The 19,669-nt window shown below is 41.9% G+C and carries 19 protein-coding genes and 1 other RNA gene; 14 read left to right on the top strand and 6 right to left on the bottom strand.

All coding sequences use genetic code 11. The features are described from left to right. Positions 1–69: 69 nt before the first annotated feature. Positions 70–437: a transfer-messenger RNA gene (ssrA, locus tag HPC41_RS24305) on the top strand. A 44-nt stretch (positions 438–481) separates the two neighbouring features. On the opposite strand, the gene HPC41_RS24300 is transcribed toward ssrA, so the two are convergent. Next, positions 482–1,330, bottom strand: a complete 849-nt coding sequence (locus HPC41_RS24300) for an AraC family transcriptional regulator (RefSeq protein ID WP_172396675.1) — start codon at positions 1,328–1,330, stop codon at positions 482–484. Positions 1,331–1,563: 233 nt separating this feature from the next. Here HPC41_RS24300 and HPC41_RS24295 point away from each other — a divergent pair, with 233 nt between their 5' ends. The 7 genes from HPC41_RS24295 (at position 1,564) to HPC41_RS24265 (ending at position 8,999) form a co-directional block, all read left to right on the top strand. After that, positions 1,564–3,243: a GMC oxidoreductase gene (locus HPC41_RS24295; protein WP_172396674.1), complete on the top strand. Its 1,680-nt coding sequence runs from the start codon at positions 1,564–1,566 to the stop codon at positions 3,241–3,243. A 4-nt stretch (positions 3,244–3,247) separates the two neighbouring features. Further along, on the top strand, positions 3,248–3,820 hold the full coding sequence (locus HPC41_RS24290) for a gluconate 2-dehydrogenase subunit 3 family protein (RefSeq protein ID WP_172396673.1): 573 nt from the start codon (positions 3,248–3,250) through the stop codon (positions 3,818–3,820). 75 nt (positions 3,821–3,895) lie between these two features. Further along, positions 3,896–4,957, top strand: coding sequence for a sugar phosphate isomerase/epimerase family protein (locus tag HPC41_RS24285; RefSeq protein WP_172396672.1), 1,062 nt, complete (start codon positions 3,896–3,898; stop codon positions 4,955–4,957). Between the two features lie 20 nt (positions 4,958–4,977). Beyond that, positions 4,978–6,129 (top strand): Gfo/Idh/MocA family protein, encoded by a 1,152-nt coding sequence (locus HPC41_RS24280; protein ID WP_172396671.1) that lies wholly within the window; start codon positions 4,978–4,980, stop codon positions 6,127–6,129. 295 nt (positions 6,130–6,424) lie between these two features. After that, a complete protein-coding gene (locus HPC41_RS24275) occupies positions 6,425–6,928 on the top strand; it encodes a GNAT family N-acetyltransferase (RefSeq protein ID WP_172396670.1) in 504 nt (167 codons plus the stop codon). Between the two features lie 72 nt (positions 6,929–7,000). After that, positions 7,001–7,441 (top strand): hypothetical protein, encoded by a 441-nt coding sequence (locus HPC41_RS24270; RefSeq protein WP_172396669.1) that lies wholly within the window; start codon positions 7,001–7,003, stop codon positions 7,439–7,441. Between the two features lie 76 nt (positions 7,442–7,517). Beyond that, entirely contained in the window at positions 7,518–8,999 is a 1,482-nt protein-coding gene (locus HPC41_RS24265; protein WP_172396668.1) for an FAD-binding oxidoreductase, read from the top strand. Positions 9,000–9,017: 18 nt separating this feature from the next. Here the strand turns inward: HPC41_RS24265 and HPC41_RS24260 are convergent, their stop codons facing one another. Both HPC41_RS24260 and HPC41_RS24255 read right to left on the bottom strand, forming a co-directional pair. Next, positions 9,018–9,836 carry a universal stress protein gene (locus tag HPC41_RS24260; protein ID WP_172396667.1) on the bottom strand — a complete coding sequence of 273 codons (819 nt, stop codon included), beginning with the start codon at positions 9,834–9,836 and terminating at the stop codon, positions 9,018–9,020. Positions 9,837–9,953: 117 nt separating this feature from the next. Next, on the bottom strand, positions 9,954–10,841 hold the full coding sequence (locus HPC41_RS24255) for a sugar phosphate isomerase/epimerase family protein (protein WP_172396666.1): 888 nt from the start codon (positions 10,839–10,841) through the stop codon (positions 9,954–9,956). 254 nt (positions 10,842–11,095) lie between these two features. Here HPC41_RS24255 and HPC41_RS24250 point away from each other — a divergent pair, with 254 nt between their 5' ends. After that, the gene (locus HPC41_RS24250) at positions 11,096–11,278 is read left to right on the top strand and encodes a hypothetical protein (protein ID WP_172396665.1); all 183 of its coding nucleotides are present in this window, start codon (positions 11,096–11,098) and stop codon (positions 11,276–11,278) included. Positions 11,279–11,731: 453 nt separating this feature from the next. Next, positions 11,732–12,235 (top strand): helix-turn-helix domain-containing protein, encoded by a 504-nt coding sequence (locus HPC41_RS24245; protein WP_172396664.1) that lies wholly within the window; start codon positions 11,732–11,734, stop codon positions 12,233–12,235. Here HPC41_RS24245 and HPC41_RS24240 read toward each other — a convergent pair. Further along, positions 12,207–13,283: a fatty acid desaturase gene (locus tag HPC41_RS24240; protein ID WP_172396663.1), complete on the bottom strand. Its 1,077-nt coding sequence runs from the start codon at positions 13,281–13,283 to the stop codon at positions 12,207–12,209. The two genes, HPC41_RS24245 and HPC41_RS24240, sit on opposite strands and share 29 nt — an antisense overlap. Positions 13,284–13,612: 329 nt before the next feature. On the opposite strand from HPC41_RS24240, the gene HPC41_RS24235 reads away from it, so the two are divergent. Genes HPC41_RS24235 through pstB form a run of 4 tightly spaced genes read left to right on the top strand, consistent with a single transcriptional unit; the run spans position 13,613 to position 16,952 of the window. Further along, entirely contained in the window at positions 13,613–14,473 is an 861-nt protein-coding gene (locus HPC41_RS24235; protein ID WP_246251039.1) for a PstS family phosphate ABC transporter substrate-binding protein, read from the top strand. Positions 14,474–14,478: 5 nt separating this feature from the next. Continuing rightward, positions 14,479–15,369 carry a phosphate ABC transporter permease subunit PstC gene (gene pstC / locus HPC41_RS24230; RefSeq protein ID WP_172396662.1) on the top strand — a complete coding sequence of 297 codons (891 nt, stop codon included), beginning with the start codon at positions 14,479–14,481 and terminating at the stop codon, positions 15,367–15,369. Then, positions 15,359–16,216, top strand: a complete 858-nt coding sequence (pstA, locus tag HPC41_RS24225; RefSeq protein WP_172396661.1) for a phosphate ABC transporter permease PstA — start codon at positions 15,359–15,361, stop codon at positions 16,214–16,216. Before pstC ends, pstA begins: the two co-directional genes overlap by 11 nt. Then, positions 16,206–16,952, top strand: a complete 747-nt coding sequence (pstB, locus tag HPC41_RS24220) for a phosphate ABC transporter ATP-binding protein PstB (protein WP_172396660.1) — start codon at positions 16,206–16,208, stop codon at positions 16,950–16,952. Before pstA ends, pstB begins: the two co-directional genes overlap by 11 nt. A gap of 131 nt (positions 16,953–17,083) precedes the next feature. Here the strand turns inward: pstB and HPC41_RS24215 are convergent, their stop codons facing one another. Next, positions 17,084–17,494 carry a hypothetical protein gene (locus HPC41_RS24215; RefSeq protein WP_172396659.1) on the bottom strand — a complete coding sequence of 137 codons (411 nt, stop codon included), beginning with the start codon at positions 17,492–17,494 and terminating at the stop codon, positions 17,084–17,086. A 290-nt stretch (positions 17,495–17,784) separates the two neighbouring features. Beyond that, on the bottom strand, positions 17,785–19,650 hold the full coding sequence (locus tag HPC41_RS24210) for a vWA domain-containing protein (protein ID WP_246251036.1): 1,866 nt from the start codon (positions 19,648–19,650) through the stop codon (positions 17,785–17,787). Positions 19,651–19,669: the final 19 nt, after the last annotated feature.

Genomic DNA, 19,669 nt, shown 5'->3' with positions numbered 1-19,669 from the left:
TCACCCCCAATTAAAAATTAGATTGTATTGATTTATCGTCAAAAAGCTGTATCTTTGTAAGACATAATTGGGGTTGACCGGAATTGACAGGATGGAGACGGTTATGTAAGCATGTAGTGCGTTGTTAGTAGAGCACTTTAATCTGAACTTTCAGAATTATAACTGGCGAAGAAAACTACGCCTTAGCTGCTTAAGTTAGACTTAACATAGCTATTTGTCCCGTTAGATCCTGTTCTTTGGTTTAACATTAGGGGCATCGAACGATAGAACTGGCAAGTGTGATGTTGCTAAGCACTTGTGAGAAACAGCAACTACGGCGTACGGTATAGGTAAGCGACTCACCTTCCCTCGCCCGACAATCAAAGAGAAGCTAAACATGTAGAAAGCGTATACAGTACCATGACTGGACGAGAGTTCGAATCTCTCCAGCTCCACTAAATAAGCCACATTCAATGCTAATGTGGCTTATTTTTTTAAAGGACTATCCCGTACGAAACTGCTTTCTATACTTTAAGGGAGACACCTTAGTCACCACCTTAAATTGTTTGCTGAAATGTGCCCAACTGTTATAGCCACTATTATAACAGATATCCAAAATAGGACGGTCCGTATCGCGTAACAGTTTACACGCATGTCCGATCCGGAGTTCTTTAATAAAATCAAAATAACTCTTTTTTATGTTCTTCTTAAAGAAACGACAAAATGCCGAAACGGACATATTTGTATTAGCGGCGACTTCTTTCAACGAAACGGGATTTAAGAAATTCTTAAAGGAGTAATCTATTATTGTTTCTATCAACACGTTTTCCTCACCGCCGGCAAAAGTATCAAACGCGATCGTAATCACTTTTTGTTCTTCAGATAATCCGATCTGTTCCAAGCATTTCAATAGTAACTGAATCCGCTCAAGTCCCTCCATACTTTCTATTTGTCGGATCATATGAGCAATATTCTGCCCGGTGCTTCCTTGGAGTTGGATTCCCATGCTCTCATTTTTCAATAATCCAGCAATTACATGCATTTCAGGCAAGGATAAAAAAGCATTCCCTAAAAAATCCTTTAGGAAATGAACGACGATTGCACTACCAATAGCGTCCTGCTTAGATTTGCGAAACCAATGTGGGAGGTCTGAGCTGAGAAAAAACACGTCACCCGGCTTGTAATCGCCGATATAATCGCCGATAAGTGCAGTACCATTCCCTGCCGTGATTACAATCAGTTCACACTCGGGGTGCCTATGCCATGCCGTTTCAAAATTCGGAGTTCTATACATCCGGCAAGCGAACGAATATTGTTCTTCAACATGTATTTTCTGGATCAGTGTTTTCATAGCAAACGGTTTATAGCAAATACATCTGCTATCTAAACAGATAATATACAATTAAAAACAAAAAAAATGACAAGATAACATATTTTTTTATTGAAATAGCAGTTGAATGATGGTTGGTCGATACTGTAAATTTATCTTAAGATAAGGGTACCACTTTTGAACAGTATGGGGATACCGCAATACCTTATAAACCCAAAAACTAATTATGAACACAACTTCAATAAAAATAAAGTATGAAAGCTAATACCTATGATGCCATTGTCGTAGGCTCCGGTATCAGTGGCGGATGGGCCGCAAAAGAGCTTTGTGAAAAGGGCTTGAAAGTACTGATGTTGGAACGTGGCGGTCCCTACGAACACATCAAAGATTATAAATCTGCGCTACGGGAACCCTGGGATCTCCCACACCGCGGACGGACGACGATAGAACAGAAACAAAAATACCCCGTTATTCATCGCGGATGGGCGGCCTCAGAAGCGGTTATGGACGGCTGGGTAAACGAAGAAGATTGTCCATATACCGAACTGAAACCCTTCACCTGGTGGCGTAGCTACCGTATGGGCGGACGATCTACCCTATGGGGTCGGCAGTCCTATAGATTTAGTCCAATGGACTTCGAAGCCAACGCCCGGGATGGAATCGCTGTCCCATGGCCAATTGGCTATCATGATGTGGCCCCCTGGTATGACCATGTTGAAAAATTTGCTGGAATCAGCGGATCCATCGAAAATATCGCACACCTTCCCGATGGACAGTTCTTGCCTCCCATGGAGTTGAATTGCGTAGAAAAAGATGTCGCCAAACGTATTAAACAAGAATATGGGGACAAGCGACACTTGATCATCGGACGAACCGCAAACCTAACAGCCCTGATTCCGGGGCGATCAAAATGTCAATTTAGAAATCGATGCTGGGAAGGATGTCCTTTTGGGGGCTATTTTAGCACACAGTCCTCTACACTGCCCGCTGCAATAAAAACCGGCAACTTGACCGTCCGGCCCTATTCGCTGGTCAGGCAAGTATTGTACGATAAAGATACTAAAAAGGCTACTGGGGTTGAAGTGTTGGATACCGAGACCAATCAAACCTACGAATTCCAAAGTAAAGTGGTTTTTCTATGTGCATCCTCCCTCAACAGTACATGGGTCTTATTCAATTCCGCGACAGATATATGGCCCGAAGGCCTGGGCAGCAGCAGTGGCGAGCTAGGGCATAATGTAATGGATCATCATTACAACCTCGGTGCATCAGGTATTGTAGAAGGCTACGAGGACAGCTATATATTCGGCAAAAGAGCCAATGGATTTTATATACCGCGATTTGTCAATATTGGCAGTGACAAAAGAGACTATCTGCGTGGTTTCGGTTATCAAGGTAGTGCCAGTCGCGAAGGCTGGAGTAGGGATATCGCCGAACTCAGTATAGGAGGTGATTTTAAGGATGCGCTCACCGAGCCCGGTCAATGGACCATCGGTGCGACCGCTTTCGGAGAGATACTCCCTTACCATGAAAATAAAATCTCCCTGGACAAAGACCGAAAGGATAAATGGGGGCTACCCGTACTAGCGATGGATGCTGAGCTAAAGGAGAATGAACTGAAGATGCGCAAGGACATGCTTGCGGAAGTGAAAGCGATGCTGAGCATCGCAGGTGTAAAAAATATTAAGACTTGGGACGGTGGCCATGCTATGGGACATGGCATCCACGAGATGGGAACGGCGAGAATGGGACTGGATCCCAAAACTTCAGTGCTCAACAAATGGAATCAGGTGTGGGATTGTCTTAATGTATATGTCACAGACGGTGCTTGCATGACCTCATCGGGTTGCCAAAATCCTTCATTGACTTATATGGCACTAACGGCGAGGGCCGTAGACCATGCAGTCAATGAACTAAAGAAAAATAATAGCTAAGCCAATGGAAAGAAGAACACTTTTAAAGATGATCGCCCTGCTTACGGGTGGGGTAGTGATTGGCGGCAATGCTTTTTTGACAGGTTGCAGCTCCAGCGAGGAACACAACCTTAAAGCACGCCTCAAATTAACTTCCCAACAGGTTGCATTCTTGGACGAAGTGGCAGAAACCATACTCCCCACTACACAAAAAAGTCCAGGAGCCAAAGCAGCCAAAGTGGGTTCGTTCATGACGATCATGGTAAATGATTGTTATGAAGCTCCGGATCAGCAGATCTTTCTCGACGGGATGGACAAATTGGATGCGGCTTGCAAAAAAATGCACGATGTGGGTTTCATGGAAGCCACAGCTGAACAAAGGCTTGTCCTCCTGACTGCTATCGATAAAGAAATCAAAGAACATATGCCTCAAAATGGGCAATCACCCAATCACTATTACACGATGTTTAAGCAATTAACACTCCTGGGTTACTTCTCTTCAGAAATTGGCTATAAACAAGCCCTCCGCTATAACCAAGCACCGGGTCGGTATGAAGGGGATGTCCCTTATAAAAAAGGAGATAGAGCCTGGGCTTAACATAACGAAAAACGAATAAACGAATAAACGAATAAGGTTCCCTATAGGAGTAGCCTTTTTACAAAAAAAACATTTATGACAACAATTAAAGGACCTGCTATTTTTTTAGCTCAATTTGCTGGAGATAACGCACCTTTCAATACGCTGGAAGGCATCTGTGAATGGGCCGCATCGATTGGCTATAAGGGTATCCAAATACCAACCTGGGATGCGCGATTAATAGATCTTCAAAGGGCTGCGGAGGATAAAGATTATGCGCAGCAACTAAAAGCTACCGTACAATCATACGGTCTGGAGATTACCGAATTATCGACACATCTCCAGGGACAACTGATAGCCGTGAATCCATCTTTTGATAGCCTATTTGACGCATTTGCCCCGCAAGAGCTACATGATAAACCAAAAGAACGACAACAATGGGCTGTACAACAGCTCCATTATGCCATCAGGGCCTCTAATAACCTGGGGTTGAAAGCCCTGGCAACTTTTAGCGGCGCTTTTCTGTGGCCATATGTATACCCTTGGCCGCAGCGCCCAGAAAATTTGATCGAAACAGGGTTTACCGAATTGGCAAAAATGTGGTTACCCATATTAAATGCGGGCGAACAATACGATGTGGACCTCTGCTATGAACTCCATCCTGGTGAAGATCTACACGATGGTGTCAGTTTCGACATGTTCTTGGCGAAAGTAAATTATCATAAACGAGCGAACATTCTCTATGATCCATCACATTTTGTCTTGCAATGCCTTGACTACCTACAATTCATCGATATCTACCACGAGCGGATCAAAATGTTTCATGTAAAGGATGCAGAATTTAATCCTTCTGGCCGCCAAGGTGTCTACGGAGGTTACCAAGGTTGGCAAGCACGAGCTGGCCGTTTTCGTTCCATCGGGGATGGGCAGGTAAATTTCAAGGCTATTTTTACCAAATTGACACAATATAATTTCCAGGGATGGGCAGTCTTGGAATGGGAATGTGCCTTTAAGAATTCAGAGGACGGGGCTCGCGAGGGTGCACAGCATATTAAGGATTACATTATCCGGGTAAGCGATCATGCATTCGACAATTTTGCTTCTGCTGGCAGCGATAACGACCTTAACCGAAAATTGATAGGATTATCAGACCAATAACAGCCTAAAATAAAGTTATTATGGAAATCAGAAAAATCAGGATGGGCATGGTAGGTGGCGGCAAGAATGCGTTTATTGGTGCCGTACACCGCATGGCCGCGAGTATAGATGGACAGATCGAACTATGCTGCGGCGCTTTAAGTTCTGATCCTGTTAAAGCAAAAGAATCGGGAGCACTACTTTCGCTTCCGGCGGATCGAATCTACGCAAATTTTCAAGAAATGATCCTGCGCGAAAGTAAATTACCTCCTGACGAACGGATGCATTTTGTAAGCATCGTAACTCCAAATGTTGCCCATTTCGAGCCGGCCATGCTTGCCCTCGAACATGGCTTTCATGTGCTTCTGGAAAAACCCATGACTTTCACGTTAAAAGAAGCGGCGTTATTGCAGCAGAAAGTGAATGAAACGGGACTGCTCCTTTGCGTTACCTATACCTATTCGGCATATCCCATGGTCAAACAAGCACGGCAGCTAGTCCGCGACGGCAAGCTGGGGAATATCCGTAAAATCATGGTCGAATACCCCCAGGGATGGCTCAGTACATTGATCGAGACTGAATCGCCACTTGCTGCCTGGCGAACAGACCCCGAAAAAGGTGGGCTGAGCAGCTGTATGGGAGACATCGGAACACATGCTGCACATTTGGCTGAATATATTTCGGGTTTAAAAATAACCAAAGTATGTGCAGATCTCCGTACTGTCGTAGATGGAAGGCGATTAGAAGATGACGGAAATGTCTTATTAGGATTTGAAAATGATGCAACCGGCGTATTATCGGCGTCACAGGTAGCGGCAGGGGAAGAGAATGCCTTAAAAATAAGAATATACGGAGAAAAAGCAGGCTTGGAATGGAATCAACAGGACCCCAATACCCTTCTGCTAAAATGGCTCAATGAACCGGCACAGATATTCCGTGCAGGACAACAATATCTCGCTCCGCTTGCGCAACACAACAGTCGTTTACCGGCCGGACATCCGGAAGGTTACATCGAAGCATTTGCCAATATCTATAGAAATTTTTCAGCAACAATCCTCGCAAAAATAAACGGTAACAGTCCTTCTGAAGCAATGTTGGACTTCCCAACTGTGGAAGATGGGGCGAGGGGCATGAAATTTATCGAAACAGTAATAGCCTCGGGACAGTCCAGTCAAAAATGGACAACATTCTGATTCGCTGATCGAAAAACATGCTTAAAATCGGTGGCGACTACTGAAATTACTGAACGGTCCATAATATATCTTACAGGATCCTTCAGTAGTTTTGATTTTTCATCACTTTTTTGAACGATTCATATCAATCCATTAGCCCCTTAAATACCGCATCCCGCAGTACGTCGCGTTTGGTGTCTACGAGTGGTCTATCAGAAACACGATAAAATTTCACCGGCATGAAAAACTTTGTCAAAAAGTATCAACTATTGTGTAAAACTGATATTTTTGATGTCAGTTCTAAACAACATGTAACATGAGCCAGTTAACATTTCGTGACGCCAGACAACAAGATCTACCTCTTATCGTAGCCATATACAACACTACCATTGCATCGAGAATGGTTACAGCTGACACCAGCCCAGTGTCTGTAGAAAGTAGGCAAAAATGGTTTGACGAGCATAGTCCTTCAAAAAGACCGCTTTGGTTGGTAGAGGACGAAAATAACAACATGCTAGGTTGGGTCAGTTTCCAATCCTTCTATGGCCGACCAGCCTATGATGCCACCGTAGAGATAAGCATTTACCTGGATGAACAGCAACGTGGCCGGGGGCTGGGCAAGCAAATCCTCCTGTACTGTATAGACAGAGCTCCCTCACTTGGAGTACATACTTTATTAGGATTCATCTTTGCGCACAACCTTCCAAGCATCACGTTATTTGAAAAAATGGGATTCCAGGAATGGGCGGATCTTCCAAATATCGCTACACTGGACGGTGTAGAACGGAGTTTAAAAATATTGGGTAAAAGGGTAAGTTAAGTCGCACAATTGGCTTTCAAGAGAAAAATCATTAGCTTTAAATAATTATTTTATACTCTTAAAGCCACAGGTATGACTCCACGATCACATACATTGCTATTGCCGCTTCTTTCTATATTCTTTTGGATCAATCCAGCCTCAGCCCAAAATCCGGAGCGGACCAAGACCATCATGATTCCAGCAGATTCTGCTTATACGAAAATTGTACAGGCTCTTCATGAAAGCGGCTATTATATTGCTAAATTAGACCGTCCTTCGGGTTTTATCCAAACATGTGTATACAACAAAAACACAGGATTATTTAGTAATGAAGGTGATACAAAAATTTCCAACTTTTTGGTTAGTCCTCTGTCCGATAAAACAGCTAAAATTGTCCTCAATATATTCCTTATCGAACGCCATAGGGGCGGAAGCTTTGATTCCCCGAATTATTACGACGAAAACAAAGGCATCATTAGAGATGATAAGATCTACCTGCAGATCTGGAACAAAATTTTACCACTTCTACAATAAAGCTTGTAATAAATTTATATTATTTTGGCAGTGACTATCCTTGTGATAGTTCACATTCTTAAATTGAGCGGCGACCATGCGTATAACCCAAAAAATCAAACGTTATTCATTTCTAATCTTGCTTATTCTTTTGGTGGTTACTGCATTTCCCGTTATCCATCTCCTTAAAACCAAATGGGGAGAAACAAATAATCACAGGGTGCTTCCTACGCGGCATGTGGATGATGCCAGCGCACTTAACCTGACTAGCGTAGATACCATCATTGCTGTACCAAAAGACAGCTCGGCAATCGAAAATCAATTGCGGCACATTCTGCATTATGCAAATACTAAGGGGTTAAAGATATCGTTGGCGGGAGCCCGGCACAGCATGGGCGGACATACGATGTATCCCGATGGTATAGTGATCAATATGCTTCCTTACAATCACATGCAGCTTGACACGATAAACAATACACTGACCATCGGTTCAGGTGCACTTTGGACTGATGCCATTCACTATTTAGACCGTTATGGTAAATCAATTGCGGTGATGCAGGCCTTTAGTTCATTTTCTATTGGCGGATCACTGAGTGTCAATGGGCATGGATGGCAAAAAAATTCCCCACCTTTAGCTTCCAGCGTACTTTCCTTTACGTTAATGAATGCCCAAGGGCAGGTCCTCCATTGCAGCCGTGAGCAGAATACTGAACTGTTTCATCATGTGCTTGGTGGATATGGCCTATTTGGTATTATACTCGATATTAAGCTCAAAGTTGTCAATAATCAGTCCCTAAAATATCATTACGTCAACTTAGCGCCTGAAAATTATACAAAGTATTATAAAAAATATATTCTCGACAATCCAAAAGTAGATCTGGTTTTTGGGCGATTACGTGTTTCCAAAAAACACTTTCTAGCGGAAGCTACACTCAATTATTTCGAGCAGGCAGAAGAACCGCCGATACAGCTATTCCGACAGGAAAAGAAAATTGAAGAGACCAAAAGACTAATATTTAGGGGTAGCGTCAATAGTGAGTATGGAAAGCGGCTCCGCTGGGATCTTGAAACATCTTCTGCCATTCCTGCACGGCATCTCACATTTACCCGAAATGAGATCATGGATAGTCAGGTCTCCTTGATCGAAAACAAAGATACCACATCGACGGATTTACTGCACGAATACTTTATTCCTGAACGGAATTTCATGAATTTTATTCAGGATATAAAACCCATTTTATCGAAATCGAAACTGGATTTGCTGAACATTACCATCCGCGCTGTCAATCGGGATCATGACGCTTATTTAAATTATGCCCGAGAGGATGTATTTGGTTTTGTGCTCTTATTCAATCAGAAAAAAACAGCGCGACAAGAAGCTGATATGTATAGCCTCACGAATCTTCTGGTAGATATTGCGATTAAAAACGGGGGGACATACTATCTCCCGTATCGCCTACATATCGCAAAAGACAAAATGAGAAAAGCCTATCCGCAAGCAGACAGTTTTTTCAAAACTAAAACTAAATACGATCCTTCGGAACTCTTTAACAACAAGTTTTACAGACACTATAAATAATCCCTGAGTTCTGTCTCGCTATATTGAGATGGTCAGCAGCGGGACATCCAGGCCAGAAGCCATCATCCGTGTTTTGCTGCGATGAGTCAGCGAACTCCAGAAACCATATTTATACGGAATCATAACCAATAGGTCCGTATCACTTTCTTTAACCTCATCACGGATGGCTTTGACCACCTCATTGGAGGTTACATTTTTATAGTAGTAGCTAACGATTCCCATGACATTGCCGATTGCCTCCCGGGTTTCACTTCCCTTTTCCTCGTTTAGCTGCTCAACAGTTTTACGGATATTAAGTACTTCCAGTACCGCATTAAACTCAGTCGCGAAATCTTTCACTTTTTCAAGGATCTCTTTTTGCACGCCGCGTACGATATCACAAGCGAAAAGTATATGTTTAAGCCCGCTAAATTGTGCTCCCAGTGGAACTGAGAGAATTGGAATTTTTAGTTTACTGATGGCGGCAGTTGTTGTGTTACCCAACATATCCTGGTCGAACGACCTTTTGGCCATCCCCATGACCAAAAGGTCGGCACCAGTTTCCTGGATACACTTTGTAATCTGATCATAGAAAAGCCCCGTAGCCAAATAAGGGACGGTTGACACACCGTTCTGTAGGGTTATAGCTTCGGCTTTACGTTTCAATATCTCGTTTTGGTGTTCAAAAATCTTGAACATGGAATCGGGAGAAAGACGTGCATTCATTGCGTGGATAGAAGGATTCTGGAGTGAAAACAAGACAATCTCATATTCTTTACCAGCAAAAACTTCAAGTATAAATTTTAAGGCATGTTCTGCCTCTGCAGCATAGTCTGTAGCAACAATAATCCGTTTCATATGATCCGATTTAATACGTTTAAATAACCCTTTTTATTACGATCAAGTTAACGAAAAATAATAAATCTATCAACCGGATAATTGTCTCAGCACCGTCAATTTTCTCCCGATTTACGGCTATTTTGAATAGCTGTTCTTTACAAAAGATGCCTTTTTTAAGTAATCTATACTTTGCTCAAGCCCTGTGTAAATATCATTGTGTGTTTCTTCCAGTTCGACGAATAGATAATTAAGGCCAGCTGTTTTGGCATTGTTAAAAATCGCATCAAATCCTACCATTCCACTTTGACCGATTTCACGGTGATCTTTGATATGCAATGCTTTAAATCTACCCGTGTATTTGTTGAAATAATCCACGGGACTAACATCTCCGATTACTGCCCAGTAAACATCCATTTCGAAAAATACGTTTTCAGGATTAGTGTGCTCCAACATATAGTCATACATGACCTTATCCTCCACTTTTTTAAATTCGTGCGAGTGGTTGTGGTAACCGTACAATAGTCCCTGTTCACGGCATTTTGCACCTACCGCATCCAAATAGCGGCACTGTGTTTCTAGATCTTTGAGAGTCTTAGGTACCTCCATCCAAGGTGTTACAATATATTTCATACCGGCAGCCTTGTGGGTCGCAATACATTCGTCCCACCACTTTAAGGACTCAGCGAAATTTCCTGAGGCGAGTTCTTCAGCGGACAAAGTTTTTGTTGCGTGCGAAGACAATACTTTCATTCCCGCTTTTTCCACTTTCGCTTTAAATTCCTGCGGACTGAGGTTATACAATTTTCCTTCTTTATAACCAGCGGCTTCCACTCCAGTATAGCCAAGAGCAGCAATCTTTTGTAAAATTTGATCGAAATTCGGGTTTTTACTGATTTCTTCACGTACAGAGTATAACTGTAGGCCGATTTCTTTTTTTGCAGCTTTTTGCTGTGCAAAAGTCGGATTGATGGCCAATAGCATACAGCCTGCCATGAATGATCCGATAAGTGTTCTTCTTTTCATGTGTTTTATTTATTCATAGACCTAAACAACACGAAAGCTATTGCAAACATCAGTTTACGGGTTGTTTAGGTTTATCCGTGTTAAGTGCAGCTGCAATGTATGCAAATACTCTAAAAAACACAATGCTTTGGACTTTTATTTATTCACATGCGGATATTTTAATGCTTTGGGGGACCTGTTAGAAGATGATAATCGAACATGTAAACGATTTACCTACGAAACTTGTTCTCTTGACAAGGACAATAATTTAAAAGATGGAAAATCAATTCAACACCCCGGAGAATAGCCATGAGAAGCAGGATGGAAAATTACCTGATGTAGCCGTTAAAGAAAGAGACGATGCACCTGCTGGTCGCAATATTAAACGAACGATAATTATCGCCGTTTGTGTGCTGATTGTAATTTATTTGATCTATTATTTTATGAGTGATCATTAAACACCGAAGTTTATTTCATGGGCATAATAAGCATATAGCAAAATATTTCAGCTTTATCAGTCTAACAGCTGATAAAGCTGAAAAAAAAATTTTACAACAATATGTACGCTAACCAAACTAGTCTCTATTAAATCTTTTTGATGCAGCTATCGGGTTATCCAACTTACCACAGCTTCAGTTAAGCTTGACGGATTCTCTAAAACCGAAGCTGGGTAAGGTGGCATGTATCTGTTTACATGTTTTTCAATTGTGTCCAAGAATTTACTACTTAGACAGAGACATAGGGATTAGTTATTCGTCTAGCTTATTGTTAATTCATAGGTGTATTTAGCCTTGAATTCGTCAAAAAAACTATCTTTCTATCAGATGGTTTCATAAACAAATATAAACAAAACAAATATTTAAACAAAATAATAAACATTATTTTGCGCAAACTATCATTCAATTCGTCATATGACGGATAAGGACAGAGAAAAACTTGAATCCATTGGTCTGCGCTTCCGTGCACGGCGTAATGAACTATACTATTCTTTAAAAGATGTCTCTAATTTAACAGGTATTTCTACCGGTACACTTAATGGAATAGAGCGGGGAAAAGATTTAACGCTCACCAATTTTTTGATCCTATGCCGGAGTCTCGAAATCCAACCTAAGACCTTTTTCCAAAGCGATATAGAACTCAGTGCCCCCTATTCACTTCCGCCTGATGTGCAAGAAAGAATTTCAATAAATAAAAAGCTGGATGACCTTGTTTATTATTCCGACTTCTTTAACAGTCCAAAACGGGTTTCCGATGTATTAAAGGAATTAAACATTGATAAAAGTCAAAGCAACAAATTCTCGGTCTATCTTTCTGCTTATTGTGAAGAAGGCGCTCTTGAATATGAGCAACAAGGCAACTATAAGGAATATCGGAAGAAAGCGCACGCTACTTCGAAAAATCCCGAAAACGGTTAGCTCTTTTAAAAGTCCCTAGATCATTAAAGCGCACACCATATTTCCGTAATACTTCCTGTGCTTTCTTGCGACCGATATGCCGTACATAAAAGGTTTCATTCACAACAAAATGATGAATACTATGTGTCCATCCGAAAAAGAAACAGAATAATTGCATGGGGTAAGTCCACCAGATATTGAGCACCTGTGTTTGTTCAATCACGTTACCCTCCTCCACATCACCGAAATAATGCATATTCGATGTAATAAAATGTAAACAAAATTGACGTAACAAATTTGGAAGTAGAATCGTATAAATAATCAAATTTAGACTTATCAACATGTTATCAACATAGTGTGGAAAACTCAAATTAGTTATATCGTACCCGTTTAACCAATCCAATAACCCATCTACTAAAAAGAAGTATAACACCACATGTGCAAAAATCGTTACGGGCACAATACTCAGAAACATGATCCTTTTTAATTTTGATGATGTTTCCATTTTAAGGTTTCCATTCTTGACCTCCCGATCCATATCACCAAACATGCGGTGCAAGCGTAGCAGTCCGCCTAAAACAACATCAGGAGTTGTCAACAGACGCTTGATTGTCCAACGCTCACCATTGGTTACACTGCGCTCCTCAACATCATGCAAAGTTCCCGAAAACTTGTGATGATGGTGGTGTAAAGTGCGTCGAATCCAGGGGTTGACAGTCAATGGACGTAAAATCCAAACAATAAAAAGCATAGCATGGTGTATGGTTTTTTGCTTCTTAAAATAAAGCCAATGAATAAGATCATGTTCGATCTCATGTAACAGCCCCATAAAAAAAGCATTTGCAACGATCATAAGACAGGTCGGCACAATCGCCCTATACCAGCCTATAGACACTGCAATAATTATGATGACAGCGATTAAAAAGATAACAAACCCAATGCTATTCTGCCGTTTTAAAATAGGGTACGCCCTTTTGAGTTGTTGGTAAGATAGATTAATCTCCTTTCTGATCTGGCCCGACTTTTCCTGATGTGTCAATATAATGTGATTTTGGAAGCAAAAGTACATATTTTTTATTAGATATACCTGCTAGCCTTCCTGTTATCAAAATAATGAACGTAACATAACGTATCTACTTTTATCTATAAATCTGTAACATACGATTCCGTCCGTATACTAATTCGAAAAATAAACATATTAAAGTAAGCAATTATGGAAAACGATCTATTTACAGCTTGAAAAGCAACCCCACCCACGGAATTAAGCTATCTCTCGAGTTGACTATTCGGTTTGCAACAGCTTTTGTCGCATGAAGTTACATTTACAAAATATTAATTCACAATAAGATAACATCAACTTAACACAAAATCACTCTTCTTCTGTTTAACTTAGTAAGAATGAATGATATGGTTTTCAATCGTCTTATTTTTACTATCCTTGTTAGTTTCGGTACATTGTTATGCTCTTGCGGAGATACCGAACATACCATCAAAATGAAAGGTTCGGATACCGAAGTCAATCTGGCTGTTAATCTTGCCGAAGCATATAACGGCTCCGATCCAACATTCAGTATGGCGATCTCAGGCGGTGGGTCGGGTTTGGGTATTACCTCACTTTTAAATGGACAGGCAGATATTGCCAACTCATCAAGGCCCCTGACCGAAGACGAAGAGGCTCTCTTTAAAAAGAAAAATATACGCCTGAAAACCGTTGTTTTTGCCGAAGATGCCACCGCTTTCGTTACTCATAGTGACAATCCAATCTCGGAGATAGATGTGAAAACACTTTCAAAAATTATGAGCGGTCAGGTTGAAAACTGGAAATCAATTTCAGGCCAGGATATCCCGATCACGATCTACGGAAGACAAAGCAGTTCGGGCACCTATTCTTTTATTCGTAAAAAATTAAAAATCGTCTACAGTCAAAAGGCCAAGGAAATGACAGGGAATGCACAAATTCTGGAAGCCATCAAAATTGACAAGTCTGGTATCGGTTATGTCGGTGCCGGTTATATTTCCAAAAAAATTCAAGATAATAAAGGTATCAAGGTATTGAAGATCAAAAATGAGGGAGATTCCAATGCCATATCGCCTTTAGACCCTACTGCCATTAAAAAAAGGCTATACTTTTTTCAACGCCCTCTCTATCAATTTATTCCAGAAAAATCATGGGACAAGGTCCTATCATTTATTCATTTTGAAACAAAGGGGGAAGGAACAAAGATCATCGAAAACTCAGGTTATTATCTTATTCATTAAATAGCATGCAGTATAAAAAACGGATAGCCATCGATAAGATTGCCAAAATCATATTCAAATCAACCGGGTATTTGGTGCTTGCACTTCTCGGCGGTATTTTCTTTATGCTACTTTATAATGCAATTGCCTTCTTTTTAGAAGTTTCGCCGCTCGATTTTATCACTGGAAGCCAGTGGAATCCTACAGCTACAGATCCGACCTATGGAATTCTGCCTTTAATTGTCAGTACTTCCATTGTCTCCTTGGGTGCAATGTTGATCGCCATACCGCTTGGCGTGGGTACCGCAGCTTTTATTTCTGAATATGCTAGCCCCAAGCTCAAAACTATCCTAAAACCAGCCATAGAAATGCTTGCCGCGATTCCTTCGGTGGTAATAGGTTTTTTAGGGATTGTGCTCGTTGGTCCTGGAATAGCAGATCTAAACAATTTACCAAATGGACTAAATGCATTAAATGGGGCAATTTTACTGGCAATAATGGCTCTTCCAACCATCATCACGATTTCCGAAGATGCTATCCATGCCGTACCACAGACTTACCGTGAAGCAAGCTATGGCCTCGGCGCATCCCGTTGGCAGACGTTGCGCAAGATTACGATCCCGGCAGCAGCACCCGGAATTATTGCAGCTGTCATGCTGGGACTGGGAAGAGCCATCGGTGAAACCATGACCGTACTGATGGCAACCGGTAATGCCGCGATCTTTCCAAAGGGATTTTTTGACTCGGTCAAAACCATCACGGCAACCATCGCCATCGAAATGGGTGAAGTACCTTATCAGACAACACATTATTATGCCTTGTTTGCCATCGCCATTGTGTTATTTTTTATGACCTTGGTGGCTAACCTGATTGGTGAATATTTTATCAACCGCTTTAGAAAATACCATGCAGCATAAATTCAAAAAACTGGCGCCGATCGTCGAATGGGGCACGCTTCTCCTCACTACCGGACTAGTATGCTTTTTTCTGTGCGTGATCTTATATGATATATTTACCAAAGGCTACCAAGTACTGTCCTGGGAATTTGTTTCTCAAATGCCTACCGATGGTATGACGCAGGGCGGGATTCTGACCCCAATTATTGGTACGGTATTTTTGACATTAATAACAGCAATATTCTCCATTCCGTTCGGAATCTGTTGTGCCATTTACCTCAACGAATATGCAGAAAATACCTGGCTGACCCGCACAATCCGCGCTTCGATCCGTAATTTATCCGGTGTCCCATCAATTATCTATGGTCTGTTTGGTCTAGCACTATTCGTTCAGGCGCTGAATTTCGGAACTTCGATTTTGTCTGCCGGACTCACGTTGGGTCTCTTATCTCTCCCTTATATTATTACAACCACCGAGGAGGCCTTGCTCCGTATTCCCCGCAGCATGCGGGAGGCCGCTTTGGCCGTAGGCGCTACTAAATTTGAATCTATCAAAGACGTGGTACTTCCCGCCTCCTTGCCCGGTATATTAACAGGTATTGTTCTGACACTTTCCAGAGCTGCTGGCGAGACAGCTCCCATACTCTTTACGGGAGCCGCTTTCTATATCACCAATTCCTCTGGAAACCTCAATCAGGAGTTTATGGCCCTGCCCTATCACCTATATATGTTGTCAACGCAACATCAGTCTATCGAAGAGGTCAGACCTATTGCATATGGCACAGCATTAGTGCTTATCATTGTGGTCTTCCTCATGAATTTAACAGCTTTCTATATTCGGTATAAGTTTAGAAATAATGAAAAGTAAATTGGTCGCTGAACATCTCAACCTATGGTTTGGGAGCAAACAGGTGTTGAAGAATATCAATATCGAATTTGAAGAAAATAAAGTTACAGCTTTGATCGGCCCATCCGGTTGCGGCAAGAGTACCCTTTTGCGAAGCCTTAACCGGATGCATGATCTTTATCCAGAAGCCAGGATCGAGGGACATATCAAATTAGACGGTCGGGAGATCTATCAAAAAGATGTAGAGGTAACCGATCTGCGTAAACGTGTGGGTATGGTATTCCAAAAAGCTAACCCATTCCCCAAAAGTATATACGAAAATATTACCTATGGCCTCAAGATCAATAATTTGGTTGCCGACAAGGCAACAGTACAAAAAGCATTGGAAGAAGCCTATATCTGGGAGGAAGTAAAAGATGATCTAAAAAAGCCAGCTACCAGGCTTTCTGGTGGACAGCAACAACGACTCTGTATCGCCCGTGCCGTCGCGTTGCGTCCTGAAGTTATTTTGATGGATGAACCTTGTTCAGCACTGGATCCGGTGAGTACCCTGAAGATTGAGGAACTGATTCACCATTTGAAAAAAAAATATACGATTGTCATCGTCACACATAATATGCAGCAGGCACAGCGTGTCGCTGACAAAACAGTCTTCATGTATCTCGGAGAGATTATTGAACAAGGAGATACGCATCAGATTTTTAACAATCCACAACACGAGACCACTCGTAATTATATCAGTGGGCATTTTGGTTAACCCCTTCAGCAAATTCTAAACACACATTCTGTGTGTTTGTACCACTGCTTTCTCTTATGTTCGGCGAGTTCCTGTCTTGCCGAACATGCTAGAGGAAAAAACCAGTTTAACAAAAGTACAATACACTGACGTCAGCTTCCAAAGGGATCCGTCTTCTTTTCCGTTTTCAGTATCCCGATCAGATGCTGCAAAGCTTTTTGCAAACGTTTGGCGTCATCTTCGGTTTGAATAGCCCACAAAATCTCCTCAGTAATCGCCGCCGATTTATAGCGGATTTGATAGCCTGCCTTTACTCTTGCGATAACAAGAGGCTCCGATTTAGAAATATCACTCCGGTAATGTTGTCCTGTCGAGAGAAATACAGTCAAGACCTTCCCATCGACAGTAACCGTGTCTATCTTGGTTTCTTTGTAGCGATAGGCTATCTTATACAACTTGTTGATATAAGCTATCGTCTGCTGTTTATTGAGCGTAGTATGTTGACCCTGTGACTGTGTCCCTACTCCTATTAAAAGGAAGTAACATAAAAGGAAATTTTTCATTCGAAATTGTGTTATTTATCTACCCCTTATAACCTGTGTTGCATTCAGTCAAATACACAAGTAATAATTTGCCCCTAAAAATATCTATTTATTTAGGATTTTCATTTGTCTTTTTTCTAAAAGTCTACTATCAAATCGCCAGGTGTTGCAAATCGACAACGATCTCCCTCCGCTACCTCTTAAATCGAAAAAAGGCCAGGCCAGTAATCTGTCGATCAACTTCCCGAACCCTTTTTTCCGTCTATTTTACTTCACCAATTTATTCTACCGCACTAAATAGGAAAAATCAGCTACAGCCTAGTTTTCGATAAATCCCGCGCATTTTCAGCCATCCGGATAAATTCAGCGCGATAGCCTTCATTATCCACCCCCTTGGCTGCTTTAGCGCGTGCGATCAAACTGTCAAAATTAGCCTGTTGTTTAAAATCCGAGTCTCGAAGTAATAAACCTAGTTCAGCCACCGCCGTCGCAAAAAGTAAATCTTCACTGACCTTATTCAAATCAGCAACCTTAGCCTGTACAACCTGTTGTTGCAATTTACTTTTTTCGCCATCAGGCTCTTTGTAACGGAATTTCACTGTCGCCAATTCTCCATTCCCCCTGACCTCGATGTATTTCGTCGAATTTCTCTGGTATTTCAACGGATCAACTGTTCCGACCATTGTCGAGTTGACACCGACAGGAACGATTTCATATAGCGCCGTAACGACATGACCTACCCCCATATCGCCGCCCATCTTTTGATCGTTGTTGAAATCTTCCGCTTCAAGCAGGCGATTTTCATAACCGACCAGGCGATAGGCCTGAACATAATTCGGATTAAACTCTACCTGAATCTTGACATCTTTGGCTACGGTAAATAAGGTGCCACCAAATTCCGTGACCATGGCTTTTCTAGCTTCTGAAATATTATCAATATAAGCATAGTTACCATGTCCTTTATCGGCCAAGGTCTCCATCTTACTATCTTTCAAATTCCCCATACCATAACCGAGCACGGTCAGAAAAACCCCCGATTTGCTTTCTTTACCAATCAACTCCTCCATGGATTCATCGCTACTCTCCCCTACGTTGAAATCGCCGTCACTAGTCAGAATAATTCGATTGTTTCCACCCTTGATCAAATTTTGGCGGGCAATTTCATAGGCTTTTTTGATTCCTGCAGCGCCGGCCGTACTTCCTCCGGCCTCCAGTTCATCTATGGCCGTTTTGATTTTCATTTTCTGACTTCCACTTGTACTCTCTAATTTCACTCCGGCCGAACCTGCATAGGTTACAATAGCGACACGGTCGATGTCACGCAACTGATCCACCAACATTTTCAGAGAAGATTTCACCAAAGGTAATCGTCCAGGCCCCATCATCGATCCTGAGACATCGATCAAAAAAACCAAGTTAGAGGCTTTGAGTTTGTCCGTCGGGATATCTTTGGCTTTTAACGTCACCCGCATCAATTGATGGGCATCGTTCCACGGTGCCTTGGTCAGTTCGGTCAAGATATTTACCGGTTCGCCATGCTTTGGTCCTTCAACCTGATACTGAAAATAGTTGATCATCTCCTCAACACGTACAGCATCTTTATCAGGCAAACTGCCCGCATCGATAAACCGACGGACATTGCTGTATGAGGCGGCATCCACATCCACAGCAAATGTTGACAAGGGTTCCTTTAGTGGATTGATAAACTTATTTTCTTTGATTTTTTGATAGGATTCCTGATTTTGATTTGGTACATACACCATTCTCCTTACTTTTAAATTCGTAGCCTGTCCAGACAATGCTGCGACCACCTGTGCCGAACCGACAACGCTCGTCTTGGCTTGGGGAGCGTACCCCCTAACTACCACTTCTTCCAGTGTACGGTTATCCTGTACCATAGCTACATTGACCCTCGTTTTCCCCTTTGCCTGGATACGCTGTTTCATATAGCCTAGATAGCTAAACTCCAAAGTCGTGTTTTCCGCATCCACTTGGATTTGATAATTCCCTTCACGATCGGTGGATTTGCGTTCGTTCGTTTGCAGATTCGTTACTACCACGCCACTTAACGCCAATTTGGTCGTTGCATCGGTCACTTTCCCTTTCAGCTCATATTTGTGGCCAGCATAACCACCAATCGATAGCAGCATGCCCATTAAAAAAAGTATTGTTCTCATATCCTCAAATTTTGTCAAG

It is taken from the genome of Sphingobacterium prati (assembly GCF_013167215.1).
GTDB classification, from domain to species: Bacteria; Bacteroidota; Bacteroidia; order Sphingobacteriales; family Sphingobacteriaceae; genus Sphingobacterium; species Sphingobacterium prati.
This window is presented reverse-complemented; position numbering and strand designations above follow the sequence as displayed.

Coding starts and splice junctions, on each gene's coding strand:
- HPC41_RS24300 (WP_172396675.1), bottom strand. CDS start 1,330: ATGAAAACACTGATCCAGAAAATACATGTTGAAGAACAATATTCGTTC.
- HPC41_RS24295 (WP_172396674.1), top strand. CDS start 1,564: ATGAAAGCTAATACCTATGATGCCATTGTCGTAGGCTCCGGTATCAGT.
- HPC41_RS24290 (WP_172396673.1), top strand. CDS start 3,248: ATGGAAAGAAGAACACTTTTAAAGATGATCGCCCTGCTTACGGGTGGG.
- HPC41_RS24285 (WP_172396672.1), top strand. CDS start 3,896: ATGACAACAATTAAAGGACCTGCTATTTTTTTAGCTCAATTTGCTGGA.
- HPC41_RS24280 (WP_172396671.1), top strand. CDS start 4,978: ATGGAAATCAGAAAAATCAGGATGGGCATGGTAGGTGGCGGCAAGAAT.
- HPC41_RS24275 (WP_172396670.1), top strand. CDS start 6,425: ATGAGCCAGTTAACATTTCGTGACGCCAGACAACAAGATCTACCTCTT.
- HPC41_RS24270 (WP_172396669.1), top strand. CDS start 7,001: ATGACTCCACGATCACATACATTGCTATTGCCGCTTCTTTCTATATTC.
- HPC41_RS24265 (WP_172396668.1), top strand. CDS start 7,518: ATGCGTATAACCCAAAAAATCAAACGTTATTCATTTCTAATCTTGCTT.
- HPC41_RS24260 (WP_172396667.1), bottom strand. CDS start 9,836: ATGAAACGGATTATTGTTGCTACAGACTATGCTGCAGAGGCAGAACAT.
- HPC41_RS24255 (WP_172396666.1), bottom strand. CDS start 10,841: ATGAAAAGAAGAACACTTATCGGATCATTCATGGCAGGCTGTATGCTA.
- HPC41_RS24250 (WP_172396665.1), top strand. CDS start 11,096: ATGGAAAATCAATTCAACACCCCGGAGAATAGCCATGAGAAGCAGGAT.
- HPC41_RS24245 (WP_172396664.1), top strand. CDS start 11,732: ATGACGGATAAGGACAGAGAAAAACTTGAATCCATTGGTCTGCGCTTC.
- HPC41_RS24240 (WP_172396663.1), bottom strand. CDS start 13,283: ATGTACTTTTGCTTCCAAAATCACATTATATTGACACATCAGGAAAAG.
- HPC41_RS24235 (WP_246251039.1), top strand. CDS start 13,613: ATGAATGATATGGTTTTCAATCGTCTTATTTTTACTATCCTTGTTAGT.
- pstC (WP_172396662.1), top strand. CDS start 14,479: ATGCAGTATAAAAAACGGATAGCCATCGATAAGATTGCCAAAATCATA.
- pstA (WP_172396661.1), top strand. CDS start 15,359: ATGCAGCATAAATTCAAAAAACTGGCGCCGATCGTCGAATGGGGCACG.
- pstB (WP_172396660.1), top strand. CDS start 16,206: ATGAAAAGTAAATTGGTCGCTGAACATCTCAACCTATGGTTTGGGAGC.
- HPC41_RS24215 (WP_172396659.1), bottom strand. CDS start 17,494: ATGAAAAATTTCCTTTTATGTTACTTCCTTTTAATAGGAGTAGGGACA.
- HPC41_RS24210 (WP_246251036.1), bottom strand. CDS start 19,650: ATGAGAACAATACTTTTTTTAATGGGCATGCTGCTATCGATTGGTGGT.